Source organism: Vibrio sp. 1CM2L (genome assembly GCF_023161695.1).
Classification (GTDB): Bacteria; Pseudomonadota; Gammaproteobacteria; order Enterobacterales; family Vibrionaceae; genus Vibrio; species Vibrio coralliirubri.
In genome coordinates this window covers 234,580-253,523 of sequence record NZ_JALNTT010000007.1, presented here as the reverse complement: position 1 = coordinate 253,523, position 18,944 = coordinate 234,580, and the positions used below count along the sequence as shown (strand labels likewise).

Annotated in this window: 17 protein-coding genes and 1 tRNA gene; 11 read left to right on the top strand and 7 right to left on the bottom strand. The window is 44.1% G+C overall.

The window, feature by feature from the left end:
• Positions 1-412: 412 nt before the first annotated feature.
• From MSG34_RS20570 to MSG34_RS20560, 3 genes are all read right to left on the bottom strand, one after another.
• Positions 413-1,666: an HD-GYP domain-containing protein gene (locus MSG34_RS20570; protein ID WP_172380822.1), complete on the bottom strand. Its 1,254-nt coding sequence runs from the start codon at positions 1,664-1,666 to the stop codon at positions 413-415.
• 83 nt (positions 1,667-1,749) lie between these two features.
• Complete coding sequence (locus MSG34_RS20565) at positions 1,750-2,157, bottom strand: VOC family protein (RefSeq protein ID WP_048605864.1); 408 nt, start codon at positions 2,155-2,157, stop codon at positions 1,750-1,752.
• Between the two features lie 244 nt (positions 2,158-2,401).
• Positions 2,402-2,486: transfer RNA gene (locus MSG34_RS20560), tRNA-Leu, on the bottom strand.
• 194 nt (positions 2,487-2,680) lie between these two features.
• On the opposite strand from MSG34_RS20560, the gene MSG34_RS20555 reads away from it, so the two are divergent.
• Positions 2,681-3,157: an RDD family protein gene (locus tag MSG34_RS20555; RefSeq protein ID WP_017058939.1), complete on the top strand. Its 477-nt coding sequence runs from the start codon at positions 2,681-2,683 to the stop codon at positions 3,155-3,157.
• A gap of 64 nt (positions 3,158-3,221) precedes the next feature.
• Here the strand turns inward: MSG34_RS20555 and lptG are convergent, their stop codons facing one another.
• Both lptG and lptF read right to left on the bottom strand, forming a co-directional pair.
• Complete coding sequence (gene lptG / locus MSG34_RS20550) at positions 3,222-4,292, bottom strand: LPS export ABC transporter permease LptG (RefSeq protein ID WP_017058938.1); 1,071 nt, start codon at positions 4,290-4,292, stop codon at positions 3,222-3,224.
• Between the two features lie 3 nt (positions 4,293-4,295).
• Positions 4,296-5,396 carry an LPS export ABC transporter permease LptF gene (gene lptF, locus MSG34_RS20545; protein ID WP_017058937.1) on the bottom strand — a complete coding sequence of 367 codons (1,101 nt, stop codon included), beginning with the start codon at positions 5,394-5,396 and terminating at the stop codon, positions 4,296-4,298.
• A gap of 192 nt (positions 5,397-5,588) precedes the next feature.
• Between lptF and pepA the strand changes: the two genes are divergently transcribed.
• The 5 genes from pepA (at position 5,589) to MSG34_RS20520 (ending at position 12,306) form a co-directional block, all read left to right on the top strand.
• Positions 5,589-7,109 carry a leucyl aminopeptidase gene (gene pepA, locus MSG34_RS20540; protein ID WP_017058936.1) on the top strand — a complete coding sequence of 507 codons (1,521 nt, stop codon included), beginning with the start codon at positions 5,589-5,591 and terminating at the stop codon, positions 7,107-7,109.
• Positions 7,110-7,208: 99 nt separating this feature from the next.
• Positions 7,209-7,658, top strand: coding sequence for a DNA polymerase III subunit chi (locus MSG34_RS20535; RefSeq protein ID WP_017071288.1), 450 nt, complete (start codon positions 7,209-7,211; stop codon positions 7,656-7,658).
• Between the two features lie 102 nt (positions 7,659-7,760).
• Positions 7,761-10,634: a valine--tRNA ligase gene (locus tag MSG34_RS20530; protein WP_248339210.1), complete on the top strand. Its 2,874-nt coding sequence runs from the start codon at positions 7,761-7,763 to the stop codon at positions 10,632-10,634.
• Positions 10,635-10,862: 228 nt separating this feature from the next.
• Positions 10,863-11,267 (top strand): DUF2061 domain-containing protein, encoded by a 405-nt coding sequence (locus MSG34_RS20525; RefSeq protein ID WP_017063741.1) that lies wholly within the window; start codon positions 10,863-10,865, stop codon positions 11,265-11,267.
• Positions 11,268-11,400: 133 nt separating this feature from the next.
• On the top strand, positions 11,401-12,306 hold the full coding sequence (locus MSG34_RS20520; protein ID WP_248339209.1) for a bifunctional helix-turn-helix transcriptional regulator/GNAT family N-acetyltransferase: 906 nt from the start codon (positions 11,401-11,403) through the stop codon (positions 12,304-12,306).
• A gap of 49 nt (positions 12,307-12,355) precedes the next feature.
• On the opposite strand, the gene MSG34_RS20515 is transcribed toward MSG34_RS20520, so the two are convergent.
• On the bottom strand, positions 12,356-13,150 hold the full coding sequence (locus MSG34_RS20515) for a hypothetical protein (protein ID WP_048605873.1): 795 nt from the start codon (positions 13,148-13,150) through the stop codon (positions 12,356-12,358).
• 125 nt (positions 13,151-13,275) lie between these two features.
• Positions 13,276-13,692 carry a ribonuclease E inhibitor RraB gene (gene rraB / locus MSG34_RS20510; RefSeq protein WP_017058930.1) on the bottom strand — a complete coding sequence of 139 codons (417 nt, stop codon included), beginning with the start codon at positions 13,690-13,692 and terminating at the stop codon, positions 13,276-13,278.
• A 576-nt stretch (positions 13,693-14,268) separates the two neighbouring features.
• Between rraB and arcA the strand changes: the two genes are divergently transcribed.
• The 5 genes from arcA to MSG34_RS20485 all read left to right on the top strand — a co-directional run bounded on the left by arcA (position 14,269) and on the right by MSG34_RS20485 (position 18,847).
• The gene (arcA, locus tag MSG34_RS20505) at positions 14,269-15,489 is read left to right on the top strand and encodes an arginine deiminase (protein WP_248339207.1); all 1,221 of its coding nucleotides are present in this window, start codon (positions 14,269-14,271) and stop codon (positions 15,487-15,489) included.
• 157 nt (positions 15,490-15,646) lie between these two features.
• Complete coding sequence (locus MSG34_RS20500) at positions 15,647-16,651, top strand: ornithine carbamoyltransferase (protein WP_019821479.1); 1,005 nt, start codon at positions 15,647-15,649, stop codon at positions 16,649-16,651.
• Positions 16,652-16,917: 266 nt separating this feature from the next.
• Positions 16,918-17,847 (top strand): aspartate carbamoyltransferase, encoded by a 930-nt coding sequence (pyrB, locus tag MSG34_RS20495; RefSeq protein ID WP_012604860.1) that lies wholly within the window; start codon positions 16,918-16,920, stop codon positions 17,845-17,847.
• A gap of 12 nt (positions 17,848-17,859) precedes the next feature.
• The gene (gene pyrI / locus MSG34_RS20490; RefSeq protein ID WP_017058927.1) at positions 17,860-18,321 is read left to right on the top strand and encodes an aspartate carbamoyltransferase regulatory subunit; all 462 of its coding nucleotides are present in this window, start codon (positions 17,860-17,862) and stop codon (positions 18,319-18,321) included.
• A 136-nt stretch (positions 18,322-18,457) separates the two neighbouring features.
• Complete coding sequence (locus MSG34_RS20485; protein WP_004735319.1) at positions 18,458-18,847, top strand: RidA family protein; 390 nt, start codon at positions 18,458-18,460, stop codon at positions 18,845-18,847.
• The last annotated feature ends 97 nt before the right edge of the window (positions 18,848-18,944 follow it).

The window sequence follows — 18,944 nt, the reverse complement described above, 5'->3', positions numbered from 1 at the left end:
TATCTAACGATAAAACGTTTTGATATTCATCAACGAGTGCCCACACAGATTGATAGGTTTAAATTGTTAAAGAGCTTCTCTTCGTTGTGACTTGCATCACTTCGGAAGAGGCGGCCATTCTAGCGATTTAATTCTCAGTGTCAAACACTTATTTGGAATTAATTCCTACTTTCTAAAAGTAGAAGCGAATCATCGCTTAAAGCTAGTTGCCTTACTAACATTCTTCGCTGAAGCCTTGTGGCGTCTGCCGTGTCAGTGAGGCGGCATTATAGAGATGCCGCTCATATTGGCAAGCAATAAATGCGTTTTTTATTGAAAAAAGCGGTTAAGCGAAGACATTTCAACCAAGGGCTTATTTATACCACTTTCACCCCAAGTTTCGAACAAATTACCCACAACGACCTGTGGATAACTACTCTCCACTATCAAAAAAGTAAGATAAACGAGCCCTAGGGTTTAGATACTCTCGAACTTGTTCAGGTAATTTGCTTGGATGAACGGCATTAACGATTTTGATCTCTTTAATAAAGAGGTCAATGATCGGGGCTTGGGTTCTTGGCACGCTAGGATCATAGATAAGTACATTTGGATAAAGCATATGTTTAGCGTTAACGGATATCACAATCCCAATCGAATCATTTGAAAGCTGTACTACGGTTCCTGGTGGGTAGACTCCCATGAACTTAACCAACAGCCCCAAGTTATCTTGGCTATATAGATGCTTGCAGCTCTTATATAAGTGGGACAGTGCCAAATACGGGATCATTTGTTGAGATTGCGCTTTACCATGACAAAGGTTATCAAATGCATTAGCCACAGCGACTATCTTGGCAAACTCATCAATCTCATGTTCTTTTAAGCCCTCGGGGTAACCAGAACCATCATTCATCTCATGATGTTGAGCGATTACCTTTTTAGCGTTTTCCGGAAAGTCATCAATCCCCGCAACGATATCCGCACCGTATTTGGTATGAAGCTTCAGGTAGTTCTCTTCAGGGATTGTCAGGGCGCTCTGCTTTCTTAGTATCGCGACTGGTATTTTGATCTTGCCTACATCGTGAAACAACGCTGCGAATGAGAGGTCTTTCAATTGCTGTGTGTTATAGCCTTTGGCCTTACCTATCATCAGTGCAACAACCGAAACATTTAGAGTATGAAAGTAAATGTCTTCGAAATCCGCTTTAGCATTCATAAGGTGCAAGGTGACGTTATCATCGCTCACTAGAGTTTCAACGATATCATCAACAAGAGCCTTAACCTCCCCTACCGCATCTAAAGGTCTGTTACGGATCTTGGTCATCACAGATCGCATTCGAGCAAGCGAACGTTCAAACTCTCTCTCACAATGACTCACCCTGCGGCGGTAAGAGCTAAGGGTTTCGATACGCTCATGCTTATCTTTCCACATTCTTTCCGCTTCAAGGCTTACCTGTGAATCAATATCGACTTCTTGTTCACCTACGTGATTAACAGGTAAAGGTGAGGTATCGCTTTGACTCAGGTTTATATAGACGTGCTTAATCCCAAGATGTCGAATTACTTTTACTTGAGCGTCATCTTTGATTTTAAAGCTGTTGAATAAAAATGGGTGTTCATTCCATTTTACGGGGAGTCGTATATGCAGACCGGGCTGAATGCGATCTACGGTAATCTTTATGCTGCCCATTTTTATATATAATATTGATGATTAATCTCTATTTATAATTCTAATAAAACCAAGCAGCAATTTCACTATCCAATTTCACAGGTTCAACTTAAAGAGTCGCAGTGCACCATCCAGCGTATACCGAATTTATCTTCTACTTTGCCAAATCGAGCCCCCCAAAACGTATCTGCGAGTGGAGTCATTATCCGCCCTCCTTTCTTAAGCTTTTCAAAAATTTGTTCTTGAGTCGCGGTATCTTCAGTTACAAGAGAAAGAGCGAGATTGTTGCCTTCGAGTTCTTTTGCCTTAACACCATCAGACATCATCAGCTTCATACCAAACGCTTCGAACTCAGCATGCATAACCCAATCAGGTTGAGCTCCCTCTATTACCTGTGGTGCATCACTAAAAAGTTGCTTAGATAAAACCACACCACCAAAGCACTTGTGATAAAAATCCAACGCTTCACTACAACGACCATCAAAAAATAAGTAAGGGGTTACTGTCAGCATATTTCTCTCCTCTGTTAGTCCTTTAAACATAGACAATAGAATAGAGAATGACAGGTAACATAATGATTTAAGATGATTAATTCATTATCAGATCGAATAGCGAAGGGAAATTATGGGATTTAGGAATGAAACATCAAGATCTGTCTGATTAAGAAGCTTTCCTGCCCTGCCGCCACCGCGACTCTTCCTATATCCCAGATACAACAAAGCCCCGACCATTTCTGATCAGGGCTTTATCTAAATATGGTACCGGTAGGCGGACTTGAACCGCCACGCCCGAAGGCAACGGATTTTGAATCCGTCGTGTATACCAATTTCACCATACCGGCATTATCTTGGGGCATTGCCCTTTCGATGTTTGGCATTATACGTATGCGAACTGATGTGGCAAGTATAAAAACTTGAATTCATGTGTGTTTGCCGATAATTTCGCCACTAAGTCATAAGCTGTGCGTCATGTCTCTTTTCAGGCTAAGCCTTAAACTATATTCTGACGCCTCAATTTTTAAAGAAGTAATAACACATGACATCAACAAACACTCTGCCACCAGCAGGAGTCATGCGCCGATTTGGTGCCTTGTTCTACGACGCTCTGATCGTAATCGCTATTGAAATGTTGGCGGCTGGCGTCATTGTAGCTCTACTGCATGCGCTCATGGCTCTCGGCATTTTTAACCACAGCGGATATGCCGATGTTAGTGACTTCTTAACCAACCATCCGATTTGGAGCCCTGCATACACCTTTTACTTAGTGGCCGTTTGGGTATATTTCTTCGTCTTCTTCTGGACTAGAGCTGGTCAGACTCTCGGCATGAGAGCTTGGAAGCTGCGCGTTCAAAACAAAGATGGCTCAGCTATCACAGTAACTCAGGCGCTGATTCGTTTAGGTACTTCAGGTTTTGGACTGGCAAACCTATGTGTTCCATTCGATCCTGAAAAACGTGGCTTTCACGATATCTGGGCAAAGACTGAAGTCGTTGTGTTACCACAAGCACGATAATGTTATTTAAGTTAGATCCAATCAAGATCAAAAAAGGAAGGCGTTATGCCTTCCTTTTTTATATTTACAATTTCCGCCTCAAGAGCATGATGGCAATTCCAAGGAACACCACGCTCGGGGCTATTGCGCCAAAGGCGGGCGGTATTTGATAAACCAAACTCACCGGGCCAAAGAACTCACTGGATATATAGAAGGTAAAGCCAGCAATAACACCTGACAGAATCCTCGCGCCCATGGTTACACTACGTAAAGGACCAAAGATAAACGACAGTGCCATCAACATCATAACCGCGATCGAAATTGGCTGAGTTATCTTTCTCCACAGCGCCAATTCATAGCGTGATGCGTCTTGCTCTGACGCCTTCAGATAAGAAACATAATCATACAACCCACTTAACGACAGCTCTTCTGGTTTAACCGTTACGATTGCGAGCTTATCCGGAGCTAGCGATGTTTCCCAAGAGTAAGTCGGTAAACTTTCTTTGGTAATTTGAAGTTCGTTTTCAAAAGACGTGATCTCTACATCCTTCATCGTCCACACGTTGTCTCCAACGTAATCAACTTCGTCAGAGTAAATAGCGGTCTTAAGTGCCTTGTTTTCATCAAAGCGCCACATGTTCATTCCATATAACTTCTGGTCATCGATTTTGACAATGAAGATGAAGTCATTGGCATCACGAGCCCAAACACCACTTTGCGTCGAAATAATATTACCACCAGCAATCGAGATGGTTCTTAAATCACGAGCCATTTTCTGCGCTTGCGGTGCACCCCACTGACCAAGCAGTGTCACCACGATCATCAGTGGAATAGCGGTTTTAAGTACCGATAGGCCGATATCCAACTTAGAGAAACCAGCTGCCTGCATAACGACAAGCTCCGAACTTGCAGCAAGCATACCAAGCCCAATCAACGCACCAAGCAATGCTGCCATTGGAAAAAACATTTCGATATCACGAGGGATACTCAGTAAAACAAAGTACAGCGCTTGTAATAGATCGTATGTACCACGGCCAACTTTTCTCAGCTGCTCTACATATTTAATGATCCCAGAGAGACCAACAAACGTCACCAATACCAGTGACGTCGTTGCGATGATGGTTCTGCCTATATATAAATCGAGAATCTTAAACACGGCTTAAGCCAACCTCTTATTCTTGAATTTTTCTTTCAAACGCCTTACTGGCACGCTATCCATAAAGTTTGCACCAATCGCGACAAATAACAATAACGCATTGATTGGCCACATGCCGATTACCGCAGGAATGCTCCCCTCTTCGATTGAAGACTTGGTTGCACTGATTGCTAAGAAATAGGTGAGATAAATCAGTATTGCAGGGCCTATTTTCGCAAAACGACCTTGTCGAGGGTTTACCGCAGACAGTGGCACGACAAGCATGGTCAACAATGGAATACAAAGTACCAAAGAAATACGCCACTGCAACTCTGCTTTCGCACTATTGTTTGAGTTACCAATGAGTTCAAGTGTAGGAATAGCTTCCCAATCTCGACCTTTCTTCTCAACTTCACGCTGACCAATCAAGCCTTCGTACTCTTCAAAGTGCGTCACCCTGTAGTCAAGGCGAGTCGGAATGCCTTCATGACGAGTACCATCGTACATTACGATCACTTGGCGACCGTCACTGAGCTCTTTTACATCACCCGACTTCGAGAACATCACACTTGGCAGTACAGAATCACGCGGACGCATTTGAGCAACGAACACATTTTCTAACTTATTACCGTCGATATCATCGATAAACACGACAGAAGAACCATCCGGCGTACCTTCAAACTTACCTTTTGGTAGCAAATCAACGCTGTTCTCTGCGGCTACTTCTTCATACATTTGTTCAACTTTGTCTTGTGACCAAGGAGATAGCCAAAATGAGTTAAAGGCTGCAACAGATGCCGTAATTAAAGCGAGGTAAAGCGCAGATTGGATCAGGAATTTATTACCGATACCGGTGGCGTTCATGACCACTATTTCACTTTCAGCGTAAAGGCGGCCAAAAGTAAGCAAAATACCAATATAGATACTGAGTGGAAGCATCAATAAGCCCATCGCTGGCATATTTAAGCCAACAATCGACAATATAAGACTCGCAGGGATATCACCATCAGAGGCGTCCGCTAAAACACTGATGAATTTTTGGCTGAGAAACACGAGAAAGAGAACAAAAAAGATCGCAAATTGGCTCTTGATTGTCTCGCGGATCAAATATCTAACAATAATCACGCTCAAATTACCTATACAAAACTTGTTTTTTTGATTGAATCACTATAATTTCCCGTTGAACCTTTTATTTTTTTAAATTTTTAGCTAAGTGTTAGCGTTCTTCTTTAAGGTTAGTTCCATTATAGGATCCAACAAGTAAGAACCCATTATCTAACATTTAGTTCGATTTGTCTTCAGGATGTAGGAGTACGCATGGAGTTCAGTGTAAAAAGTGGCAGCCCAGAGAAACAGCGCAGCGCATGTATCGTTGTCGGTGTATTCGAACCGCGCCGCCTTTCTCCAGTAGCCGAGCAATTAGATAAGATTAGCGATGGCTACATTAGTTCACTGCTTCGTCGCGGTGATCTAGAGGGTAAACCTGGCCAGATGCTACTACTGCATCAAGTACCTGGTGTACTTTCAGAACGTGTTCTACTGGTAGGCTGTGGTAAAGAACGTGAGCTAGGCGAACGTCAATACAAAGAAATTATCCAAAAAACCATCAGCACACTAAACGAAACAGGTTCTATGGAAGCAGTATGTTTCCTTACAGAACTTCACGTTAAAGGTCGCGACACTTATTGGAAAGTTCGCCAAGCAGTAGAAGCGACTAAAGATGGTCTTTACACATTTGACCAATTCAAGAGCAATAAACCAGAGACTCGTCGCCCACTACGTAAATTGGTATTCAACGTACCAACACGTCGCGAATTGAGCCTAGGTGAGAAAGCAATCTCTCACGGCCTTGCTATTGCTTCAGGTGTAAAAGCGTCTAAAGATCTAGGCAACATGCCACCAAACATCGCAAACCCTGCTTACCTTGCTTCTCAAGCTCGTCGTTTAGCCGACGATTACGAGACAGTGAAGACTAAGATCATTGGCGAAGAAGAGATGGAAAAACTGGGTATGACATCATACCTAGCAGTTGGCCGTGGCTCTAAAAATGAATCTATGATGTCTATCATGGAATACAAAGGCGCTCCGGATCCAGATGCGAAGCCGATTGTATTAGTAGGTAAAGGTCTGACTTTCGATTCAGGCGGTATCTCGCTTAAGCCTGGTGAAGGCATGGATGAGATGAAGTACGACATGTGTGGTGCGGCGTCTGTATTCGGTACAATGAAAGCACTGGCTAAGCTTAATCTGCCTATTAACGTGGTTGGTATCCTAGCAGGTTGTGAAAACATGCCGGGCAGCAATGCTTACCGTCCAGGTGATATCCTAACGACAATGTCAGGCCAAACGGTTGAAGTACTAAACACAGATGCTGAAGGTCGCTTGGTTCTATGTGATGCTCTAACTTACGTTGAGCGTTTTGAACCTGACTGTGTTGTCGATGTTGCTACGCTAACTGGCGCATGTGTTATCGCTCTGGGTCACCACATCAGTGGCGTTCTATCGAACCACAACCCACTTTCTCACGAACTTGTTAATGCTTCAGAGCAAGCAAGTGACCGTGCATGGCGTCTACCTATGGCAGACGAGTACCATGAGCAGCTAAACAGCCCATTCGCTGATATGGCGAACATCGGTGGCCGTCCTGGCGGCACAATTACTGCTGGTTGCTTCCTGTCTAAATTCACTAAGAAGTACCACTGGGCACACATCGACAGTGCTGGTACTGCTTGGAAGTCAGGTGCAGCGAAAGGCTCGACAGGTCGTCCTGTCTCAATGCTAGTCCAATTCTTATTGAACCGCAGCGGCCAAGAGACTGAAGAGCAATCTTCAAAATAATAAAAAGGGCCTACGGGCCCTTTTTTAATAAGCGCTATTTGTTAGACCCTGTTAACCAAGTAACATTGATATCCACGATTTTCAGTTCGAGTATTAAGTATGCAGACTGCTACATTTTACATTGTGCCTTCAGACAGCCCGCAAGCCAGCGAAGATGGTTTTGCTCACTATGTGCTGTTTCTTGCTCAGCACTTTGCAAAACAAGGCGCTAAACTTTATCTCAACTGTAATGACAAAGAGCATGCCGAGCGTATTGCTGAAGTTTTCTGGCAAGTCGAACCCAGTGAGTTTATTGCGCACAACTTGGTTGGCGAAGGCCCGAAGTATTCAACCAACATCGAAATTGGCTATCAAGGCGTAAAACATAATTGGAATCGTCAGCTAGTAATTAATCTGGCCGATAATCATACAACCTTTGCGAACGCCTTTGCTCAGGTGATAGACTTCGTCCCTTGCGAAGAAAAAGCTAAGCAACTCGCTCGAGAAAGGTATAAAATTTACCGTCAGGCTGGATATCAGCTACAAACTATCGAGATTCAACATCCATAGTCAAACCTCATAGTTAAAGCTATCTTTGGATTTAGATTCAAGAAGCTTCACTTATGAAGTTTGACCACGATTAACCATTCACAGTATCCGTTTAAGAGCACTATGGAAAAGACATACAACCCAACATCAATCGAACAAGCTCTGTATAAGACTTGGGAAGAGAAAGGCTACTTTAAGCCACACGGTGACACATCAAAAGAAGCTTACAGCATCATGATCCCGCCACCGAACGTCACTGGCAGCCTACACATGGGTCACGCGTTCCAAGATACGATCATGGATACGCTTATCCGTGCTCAACGTATGAAAGGCAAAAACACGCTTTGGCAAGTGGGTACTGACCACGCTGGTATCGCAACTCAAATGGTTGTTGAGCGTAAGATTGCTGCTGAAGAAGGTAAAACAAAACACGACTACGGCCGTGAAGCTTTCATCGACAAGATCTGGGAATGGAAAGGCGAATCAGGTGGCACGATCACTCAACAACTTCGTCGTCTTGGTGCATCTGTAGATTGGGATCGTGAGCGATTCACTATGGATGACGGCCTATCGGCTGCGACTCAAGAAGTGTTTGTTCGTCTATACGAAGAAGACCTAATCTACCGTGGTAAGCGTCTAGTAAACTGGGATCCTAAACTGCACACTGCAATCTCGGATCTTGAAGTTGAAAACAAAGACAAAAAAGGTTTCATGTGGCACTTTCGCTACCCGCTAGCGAACGGTGTTAAAACCGCAGATGGTAAAGACTACATCGTTGTTGCGACTACTCGTCCTGAAACCATGCTTGGCGATACTGGTGTTGCTGTTAACCCAGAAGATCCTCGTTACAAAGATCTTATCGGTAAAGAAATCCTACTTCCTGTTGTAAACCGTCTTATCCCTATCGTAGGCGATGAGCACGCAGACATGGAAAAAGGCACGGGTTGTGTGAAGATCACTCCAGCTCATGACTTTAACGATTACGAAGTGGGTAAGCGCAACAACCTACCGATGATCAACATCCTAACGTTCAACGCTGATATCCGTGATGCTGCTGAAGTCTTCACAACGAACGGCGAAGAAAGCGATGTTTACTCAACAGATATCCCTGCTAAGTACCAAGGCATGGAGCGTTTTGCTGCACGTAAAGCTATCGTTGCTGAATTCGATGAGCTTGGTCTTCTTGAAGAGATCAAAGATCACGACCTGACTGTCCCTTACGGCGACCGTGGTGGCGTAGTTATCGAACCAATGCTGACTGACCAATGGTACGTACGTACAGCACCGCTTGCAGAACCTGCAGTTAAAGCGGTTGAAGATGGTCAAATCCAGTTTGTTCCTAAGCAATACGAAAACATGTACTTCGCGTGGATGCGTGACGTGCAAGACTGGTGTATCTCTCGTCAACTTTGGTGGGGCCACCGTATCCCAGCATGGTACGACAACGATGGTAAAGTTTACGTAGGTCGCACTGAAGAAGAAGTTCGTGAAAAGAACAACCTAGCGCCTGTTGTTGTGCTTAAGCAAGACGATGACGTACTGGACACTTGGTTCTCTTCTGCACTTTGGACGTTCGGCACACAAGGCTGGCCTGAGGATACTGAAGCACTGAAAACATTCCACCCATCTGAAGTACTAGTATCTGGTTTTGATATTATCTTCTTCTGGGTTGCTCGTATGATCATGATGACCATGCACTTCGTGAAAGACGAAGATGGCAAGGCTCAAGTACCTTTCAAAACTGTTTACATGACGGGTCTTATCCGTGATGAAAACGGCGACAAGATGTCTAAGTCGAAAGGTAACGTACTTGACCCAATCGACATGATTGACGGCATCGGCCTTGAAGAGCTAGTAGAGAAGCGTTGTGGCAACATGATGCAACCAAAACTGGCTGCTAAGATCGAAAAAGCGACACGTAAGACTTTCGAAAATGGTATCGAACCTTACGGTACTGATGCGCTGCGTTTCACTCTTGCTGCTATGGCTTCAACTGGCCGTGACATCAACTGGGACATGAAGCGTCTTGAAGGTTACCGTAACTTCTGTAACAAGCTATGGAACGCAAGCCGTTACGTACTAATGAACACAGAAGAGCACGACTGTGGCATGTCACTGTCTGTAGAAGACCGTGCAAACATGGAATTCTCTCTAGCAGACAAGTGGATTGAGTCTCAGTTTGAAGTTGCAGCGAAAGAGTTTAATGCTCACCTAGACAACTACCGTCTAGACATGGCAGCAAACACGCTTTACGAATTCATCTGGAACCAATTCTGTGACTGGTACTTAGAGCTAACTAAACCTGTTCTTTGGAAAGGTACTGAAGCTCAACAACAAGCGACTCGTTACACGCTTATCACGGTTCTTGAGAAGACTCTGCGTCTTGCTCACCCTGTTCTTCCTTACATCACTGAATCTATCTGGCAGAGCGTAAAGCCGCTAGTAGACGGCGTTGAAGGCGAGACGATCATGACTCAAGCGCTTCCTCAGTTTAATGAAGCTAACTTCAATACTGAGATCGTTGACGACATCGAATGGGTTAAGACTTTCATCACAGCTATCCGTAACCTACGTGCGGAATACGACATTGCACCAAGCCAAGGCTTAGAAGTAATGATTAAAGTAGCGGATGAGAAAGATGCAGCTCGTATCGAAGCGAACAAGATCGTTCTGACTTCTCTAGCTAAGTTAGACGATATTAAAGTTCTAGCTGATGGTGAAGAGACTCCAGCTTGTGCAACTAAACTGGTTGGCAAATCTGAGCTAATGATCCCAATGGCAGGTCTTATCGATAAAGATGCAGAGCTTGCTCGTCTAGATAAAGAAGTTGCTAAGACTCACGGCGAGATTAAGCGTATCGAAGGTAAGCTAGGTAACGAAGGTTTCGTTGCTAAAGCACCAGAAGCAGTTATCGCGAAAGAGCGTGAAAAGCTTGAAGGCTACCAAGAGACTCTTGTGAAGCTTGAAGAGCAAAAAGCGACAATCGCTGCGCTTTAAAACCGAGTGAACGAGAAGGCTTCGAACTTCTCGCTCTAAATAGAAAGGTTGGTCTTCGTGACCAGCCTTTTTTTATACCTCTGATTCCAATATTCCAATGCTTCTCACTCTAGCTTCACTTATTGATAGGTTTCATCTATCAAATTAATCTCTACTTCCCATTATACTTAATGATAATAATTCTCAATAATAGACCTATCGAAACAACACAACGATTGAGTAATTATCATGAAAAAGACACTAACCTTTGCTGCATTACATTTTACTATCGCATTTAGTGTCGCTTATGTACTAACAGGCGACATCTTAATTGGTAGCTTGATCGCTATGATTGAGCCCTCTGTGAATACTGTTGCCTTCTATTTTCATGAAAAGGCGTGGGCTCAAGTTCCAGCGCTTAAAGCTCGTCAGTGGATGACCAAATTAAAAACAGCAAGCTTTGCTACCATCCACTTTAGTGTTGCCTTTACCGTTGTCTACTTGTTGACTGGAGATGCTTTCATCGGCGGAGTGATGGCCTTGCTAGAGCCAACTTTAAATACCGTTGCTTACTACTTCCACGAGAAAGTCTGGTTACGAAAAGCTGAAAGCCAAACAGCACAAGCTCCGTTTTGCTTACACCAACACGCTTAATCTAAAGCTCACTGAGCGATTGAAGCAACTTACATCGAAGAACAAAATTCAGCTTACCATTGACAAAGTTGCGCACCGCAATTAAATTAATTGCGGTGCGCAACTTTATTTCTTAATTCAAAGGTAGGTAGTTATGAATTATCAACAGTTAAGAGACTATTCTCGTCAAACGGTTCGTTTACTTGGCATGCTTGATAAGCAGTGTGGCGATGTCGACCTCACTCCAGTCCAGGCTCATACTCTTGGTGAAATCCAGTTGCAGCCAATCACCATCAACCAATTGGCGCAGCAACTCAACGTAGACAAATCCAATGCTAGCCGCACTGTCACGGGGCTGATCAAGCTTGGCTTAGTTGAAAGCCTAGAGAATCCAGTAGACAAGCGTAGCCAATTAGTCGCCCTGACCACTCAAGGTATTGATGCGTTATCTCAACTCGACCAGCAGCAAAGCATCTTCTTTGAAAAAGTACTTTCGGCACTCAATGACAACGAACAACAACTGCTTAAGCAAGGACTTGAGAGCTATTTAAAAGGGCTAACGAAAGTATGCCAAGCGGATGAGTTTGTATTACGTCCACTCACAGAGTCAGGCAACCAACAATTAGCCGAAGTCATTCGCCAAGTTTCGGCTGAGCATGGACTCACAGAAGATAAAGGTTATGGCGTGGCCGATCCAACACTCGATGATATGTACTCTGTCTATAGCCAAGCGAATGCAATGTACTGGGTTATCGAACACAACGGAAAGATCGTCGGAGGCGGTGGCTTTGCCCCTTTAGCAGGTAAACCCAATGTGTGTGAGCTACAAAAGATGTACTTCTTACCGCAAACTCGAGGGCATGGCCTAGCCAAGCGAATTGTCGCTTTGAGCTTAAAGCAAGCCAAGCAACTTGGGTATCAACACATGTATTTAGAAACGACGGAGTGCTTGGGTGCTGCGGTCAAACTCTATGAGAAGCTTGGGTTTGAGCATCTTGAGTCAGCTTGGGGAGAAACAGGCCACGACGCTTGTGAGGTTGTCATGGCCAAGTCGTTATAAGCAGAATGCGCCGCTATAGCGAAAGAAGATAGCGCTAAAATATACGGAGTTAACGTAGAAAGTTACTGACGCAAGAGGTTGGGTTCAAGGCAACAAAAGAACTCTCTTCTTGCCCATCGAGTACCACTTCTAATGGGTATAAATGCTTAGGGTTAGGGTTTTCAATATCAAAAATGATAGGCGCCTCAACCTGGAACACGACGCCAGTATGTTCTGCGCGTACATCAATCGGCATCACGAGTGTCATACCATTAAACTTGATGGATGCCGATACTAACCCCGCCTTTAGCGTTTGATAGATAACATCCACTTTAAACTCACAGCCACCACCGTGGTGCCAGATCTGCTCTGTGACAACTTGCTCTAGCTTGACGTTTCGAACGAACTGCAGGTATGGCGCTTGCCAAATCCCGATGCGTGAATCAGATTTAGCGATAGCCTGTGAAGATACAGAGTCATCCATATCCTCTTCAAGCAATAGGCTCTCCTCTTCTTCAAGGAAAAGGATCTCGAAACGGTTTCGGCCGGACTGCATATAAGGACGGATATCTTTACGGTATTCAGCTTGGCTACCATCACAATCAAACACAGCCACACCATTAAGTCGAACTTCAGCAAAGTAATCGACCCCGGCCATCACCAACTCAACAAATGGACACGCCAACATCGCGTCATCTACTTCGATGTCGTGCATCAGGTGCCACTCTTGCTCTGCAATTTCATTTTCACTCAAGCTATCAGGTAGCTTTGAGCTTAACGGAGCCGGAAAGGTGATGTCATCTTGTGGGATAGAGAGATCCGTCAGTGGCGAAATTTGCCAAAGACCATCGAGAAGCAACCGCATATCATTCCTTGAGCTAGATCAATTTTGACCGCATTATAATGAATGAATGCATATAAAGACATTTATTTTTCTGAGGGTAAAAAAATGCCAGCTCGAGGCTGGCATTTTTTAAAATTGGGAAAGAGTTACTCTTCGCCTTCATCATCTTCGTCTGGGTAGATAGCATCTTCACCTTCGTAGTAAGTGCCCCAACCGTCGTAAATAATGTCAAACTTCTCTGCAAGGTTTACAAGCTTCTCAACTTGCTCATCGATCGCTTCTGCATTCAGAGTACATTGCATCGTTGCATCACAACAAAGTAGCTTATTGCCATCTTCGTCTTCTGTCTCTTCAGCTTCAAGCACTTCAAAGCCCATTTTGAATGCTTCAACAACCGCTTTCTCAAGCACATCGAAATCTTCAGCAAATAGGTGATGCTCGATATCGTATAGAGCTTCAGGATCGCTACCATCTTCAATTAATGCTGTAATGATGTCGCGAGTCTCTTCCTTTTGAAATTCAATTAATTCCGCTACTGATAGATATTCATCTTCGTGAGACATGTGTCTGCTCCAGAGTGTTGACTATGAAAAGATCAAATTTGATTGCCACGAAATATGGCACGGATCGTCCAGAAAAGCCACCCAGATCAGGCCTAGAAAGGTAAGTTTATCGCGAGATCGCAGAGCCAATATCAATTCAAAAGTGAAATCAAAATCACAGAAACAAATTTTCAACATTTTATTAACTGCGCCGTATTTTAGCATTTCGTTTTTGTGGCCACTTTAGAGCTTATTGAATAAAACTTGCGTGATTAGTCACGTTAGGTGCATACGCTAAACCGCTTTTGGGGTGCATAAATCCTCAGCTTGTTATCAAAAAGTGCATAATAGTGAATAAAAAATCACGATTAATAAGCAAAATTCAATTCTAACAAGCCACGAATTGAGCATAGATCCTCAAAAACGTTGTTCCGTTCGATAGCCAGTTAGTTGGAATTTAATCTGTATAAAATTAAGAACAACAGGTTTTATGACCAATTATTAGCCAAATACCTTGTATTAACTCAATCTACAAAACTTGCATATTACGGACAAGCTTGTCATAAATAGACGCTGGATTAATAGTAAGGATGCAAAATGAGTAAGCTGTACGTTGGCTCCGAAGTCGGTCAATTGAGACGAGTTCTCCTAAATAGACCTGAAAGAGCACTCACCCACCTCACCCCTTCAAACTGTCATGATCTTCTATTTGATGATGTACTTGCCGTTGAAGCCGCTGGTGAAGAACATGATGCCTTTGCAGAAACGCTGCGCAGCCAAGACGTAGAAGTGCTACTGCTGCACGACCTGCTAGTAGAGACGCTTGACGTATCTCAGGCTCGTGAGTGGTTGCTGAATACTCAAATCTCAGATTTCCGTTATGGGCCGACTTTCGCCCGTGACTTAAGAAACTACCTTGCTCAAATGGATAATGAGCATCTAGCAACGATCTTACTCGGTGGCTTGGCCTACTCTGAGCTTCCTATCAAATCATCATCGATGCTGCCTAAAATGCATCGACCACTCGATTTCGTTATCGAGCCACTGCCTAACCACCTATTTACGCGAGATACCTCTTGCTGGGTTTACGGCGGTGTATCGCTTAACCCGATGATGAAGCCTGCACGTCAACGTGAAACGAATCACCTGCGTGCTATCTACCGCTGGCACCCAGTATTCGCAGGTCAAGATTTCATTAAGTACTTTGGTGATGAAGACCTTCACTACGACAACGCTAACATTGAAGGCGGTGACGTACTGGTTATCGGTAAAGGTGCGGTACTGGTTGGTATTTCAGAGCGTACTAAACCACAAGGCGTCGAAAACCTAGCGGCTAGCCTATTTAGATCAGGCCAAGCGAGCGAAGTGATTGCGATCGATCTACCAAAACACCGCTCTTGTATGCACCTTGATACGGTGATGACACACATGGATATCGACACGTTCTCTGTCTATCCAGAGATCGTGCGTAAAGACCTAGACACTTGGCGCTTAACGCCAAAAGAAAATGGCGAAATGCGTGTCGAAAAAGCTGAAAACTACCTATCAGCAATTGAAGGGGCGCTAGGCCTTGATCAACTGAAAATCATCACTACCGGTGGTGACAACTACGAAGCTGAACGTGAACAGTGGAATGACGCAAACAACGTACTGACAGTGAAACCAGGTACCGTGATTGGTTATGAACGTAATGTTTACACCAATGAGAAATACGACAAAGCGGGTATCGAAGTTCTAACGATTCCTGGCAACGAGCTAGGCCGTGGTCGTGGCGGCGCGCGCTGTATGAGTTGCCCTATCGAAAGAGATGGTATCTAAGTCAAAGAGCTCAGTTAAACAGACTCAATAGTCTTATCTAGGCCAGTATTCATTTACTGGCCTTTTTTATCAAATTGATAAAATAAATATTCACAAATATAGCATTTTTATGTTTAACTAAGTTCTTCATTGATTCTATATACGCAAGGAGCGAGAGATGGCCTTTAATCTTCGCAATCGTAACTTTCTAAAACTTCTCGACTTTACTCCTAAAGAGATTCAGTTTTTACTCGACCTGTCTGCTGACCTAAAAAAAGCTAAGTATGCAGGCACTGAGCAGAAGAAACTCAACGGCAAAAACATTGCTTTGATCTTCGAGAAAGCATCAACTCGAACACGATGTGCGTTTGAAGTGGCCGCCTTTGATCAAGGTGCTCAGGTCTCTTACCTTGGTCCTTCTGGTTCTCAGATTGGTCAAAAAGAATCAATGAAAGATACGGCGCGTGTATTGGGGCGTATGTACGATGGCATCGAATATCGTGGCTTTGGCCAGAGTATCGTTGAAGACTTAGGCGCTTATGCGGGCGTGCCGGTTTGGAACGGCTTAACCGATGAGTTCCACCCTACTCAGATTTTGGCTGATTTCCTCACTATGCTTGAGCATGGTCGCGGAAAACATCTGCACCAAATCAGCTTTGCTTACCTAGGCGATGCACGCAATAACATGGGTAACTCTCTGTTAGTCGGTGCCGCGAAGATGGGCATGGATATTCGCCTTGTCGCGCCTAAAGCGTTCTGGCCAGAAGAGCAACTTGTCGAAGAGTGCCAAGCTATCGCGCAAAGCACAGGTGCCAAAATCACTCTTACAGAAGACGTTGCTGAAGGTGTTAAAGGTTGTGATTTCCTTTATACCGATGTTTGGGTTTCAATGGGCGAGGCGCCAGAAGCTTGGGACGAACGTGTTGCGGTTATGACGCCTTATCAAGTGAACATGGATGTTATTAAGCTCACTGGTAACCCTCAAGTGAAGTTCATGCATTGCCTACCTGCTTTCCACAACAATGAAACCGTGATCGGCCAGCAAGTCGCAGATAAGTATGGAATGAACGGTTTAGAAGTTACTGATGAAGTCTTTGAATCGGATTACTCAATTGTGTTTGATGAAGCTGAGAATCGCATGCATACCATCAAAGCGGTAATGGTTGCGACACTGGGTCAATAGCGAATACTGAAAGTAAACAAAAGCTTGATGTAATCGCTTGCGCTCACAAATTGAAAGCGTATAATTCTCGGCAATTTGTCTGAGAGTAGTGAAAATGACGCCAACCAATATTGTGATAACACATAGTAATATTGTGAAAACACCAAATATTGCTCGTAAGCTAAGATGCTTACCAGGCCGTCTATTCTGCTTTTCAGCACTTTTTTAAAGCCTCCCATTATGGGGGGCTTTTTTATGGCCAATACATTATTGTGGGGAAGAAGATCATGGCGAATTCGCTCTATCAAAAGCACATCATCTCAATTCCAGAGCTTTCTCGTGAAGAGCTAGAATTAATTGTTCAAACGGCAGGTCAGCTAAAGGCTGAACCAAATCCAGAACTCATCAAGAACAAAGTTGTTGCCAGCTGCTTCTTTGAACCTTCTACGCGAACTCGTCTCTCTTTTGAAACTGCGATTCAACGCATCGGTGGTGATGTGATTGGTTTCGACAGTGGTGGTAACACTTCTTTGGCAAAGAAAGGTGAAACGCTAGCGGACTCGGTACAGGTTATCTCTTCATATGTTGACGCTTACGTGATGCGTCACCCTCAAGAAGGCGCAGCGCGTCTGGCTTCTGAGTTCTCAAACGGTGTACCTGTTATTAACGCAGGTGACGGCGCAAACCAACACCCAACACAAACGTTATTAGACCTATTCTCTATCGCTGAGACACAAGGCCGCCTCGACAACCTAAACGTTGCATTCGTTGGTGACCTTAAGTACGGCCGTACGGTTCACTCGTTGACTCAAGCACTAGCGAAATTCGACAACATCTGTTTCTACTTCGTGGCACCAGAAGCACTGGCGATGCCAGACTACATTTGCGAAGAGCTTGATGAAGCGGGCATCAAGTACCAACTATTGACGGACATGGAAGATGTGATTCCTGAGCTTGATGTCTTGTACATGACTCGAGTTCAAAAAGAGCGCTTCGATGAGTCAGAATACGCGCACATCAAATCTGCATACATCCTGACCGCTTCGATGCTGGAAAATGCACGCGATAACCTGAAGGTTCTGCACCCTCTTCCTCGCGTTGATGAAATTACTGTCGATGTCGATAAAACACCTTACGCTTACTACTTCCAGCAAGCAGAGAATGGTGTTTACGCTCGTGAAGCATTGCTAGCCCTTGTTCTTAACGAAACGCTGTAGAGGAGAGATATCATGTCTAAAGAGACTCAATTAAAAGTTGAAGCAATCAGAAACGGTACTGTTATCGACCATATCCCAGCCAATATCGGGATCAAGGTGCTAAAACTGTTCGACATGCACAACTCTCATCAGCGCGTGACGATTGGCCTAAACCTGCCGTCTTCTGCACTAGGCGGAAAAGACCTGCTCAAGATTGAGAATGTATTTATCACAGAAGAACAGGCGAGCAAACTGGCTCTTTACGCGCCTCACGCAACAGTGAACCAAATCGAAGATTACGAAGTGGTTAAGAAGCTACCGCTAGAACTTCCTGAGCAAATCAACGATGTGTTCGAGTGTCCAAATACCAACTGTATTACTCACAATGAACCGGTTGAAAGCAGCTTTAAGATCTTTGAAAAGAAAGAAGATATTCGATTGAAATGTAAGTATTGCGAAAAAGTCTTCTCTCGTGAGATCGTGACAGAAAGATAACGTCATACGGCAAAGCAGACCGAATGTAAAAACTATCAAATACCTCGCCTATGCGGGGTATTTTGCGCTTTACCTATCCAAAGTTTGAAGGCACACTGAAAATTGATTTTTATCTAATAACTGATGGAATAAACCAATGACTAAAGTACTTCACACAGAATCTGCTCCAGCTGCAATCGGCCCATACGTACAAGGCGTTGACCTTGGCAACATGGTACTGACTTCTGGTCAAATCCCAGTAAACCCAGCAACTGGTGAAGTATCTGCTGATATCGCAGAGCAAGCTCGCCAATCTCTAGACAACGTTCAAGCGGTTGTTGAAGCTTCAGGCCTGACTGTAAAAGACATCGTAAAACTAACGGTATTCGTTAAAGACCTAAACGACTTCGGCACAGTAAACGAGGTTTACGGCAAATTCTTCGATGAGCACGGCGTTGCAAACTACCCTGCACGTTCATGTGTTGAAGTAGCACGTCTGCCAAAAGATGTAGGTATCGAGATCGAAGCTATTGCGGTTCGTAAATAGGTTTTAATCTCTAGATTAAACACCTTCTAATAAACGACTTAGCGTAATACTGAGTGTTTATCAGATACAAAAAAAGGTTGCCCTGTTGGCAACCTTT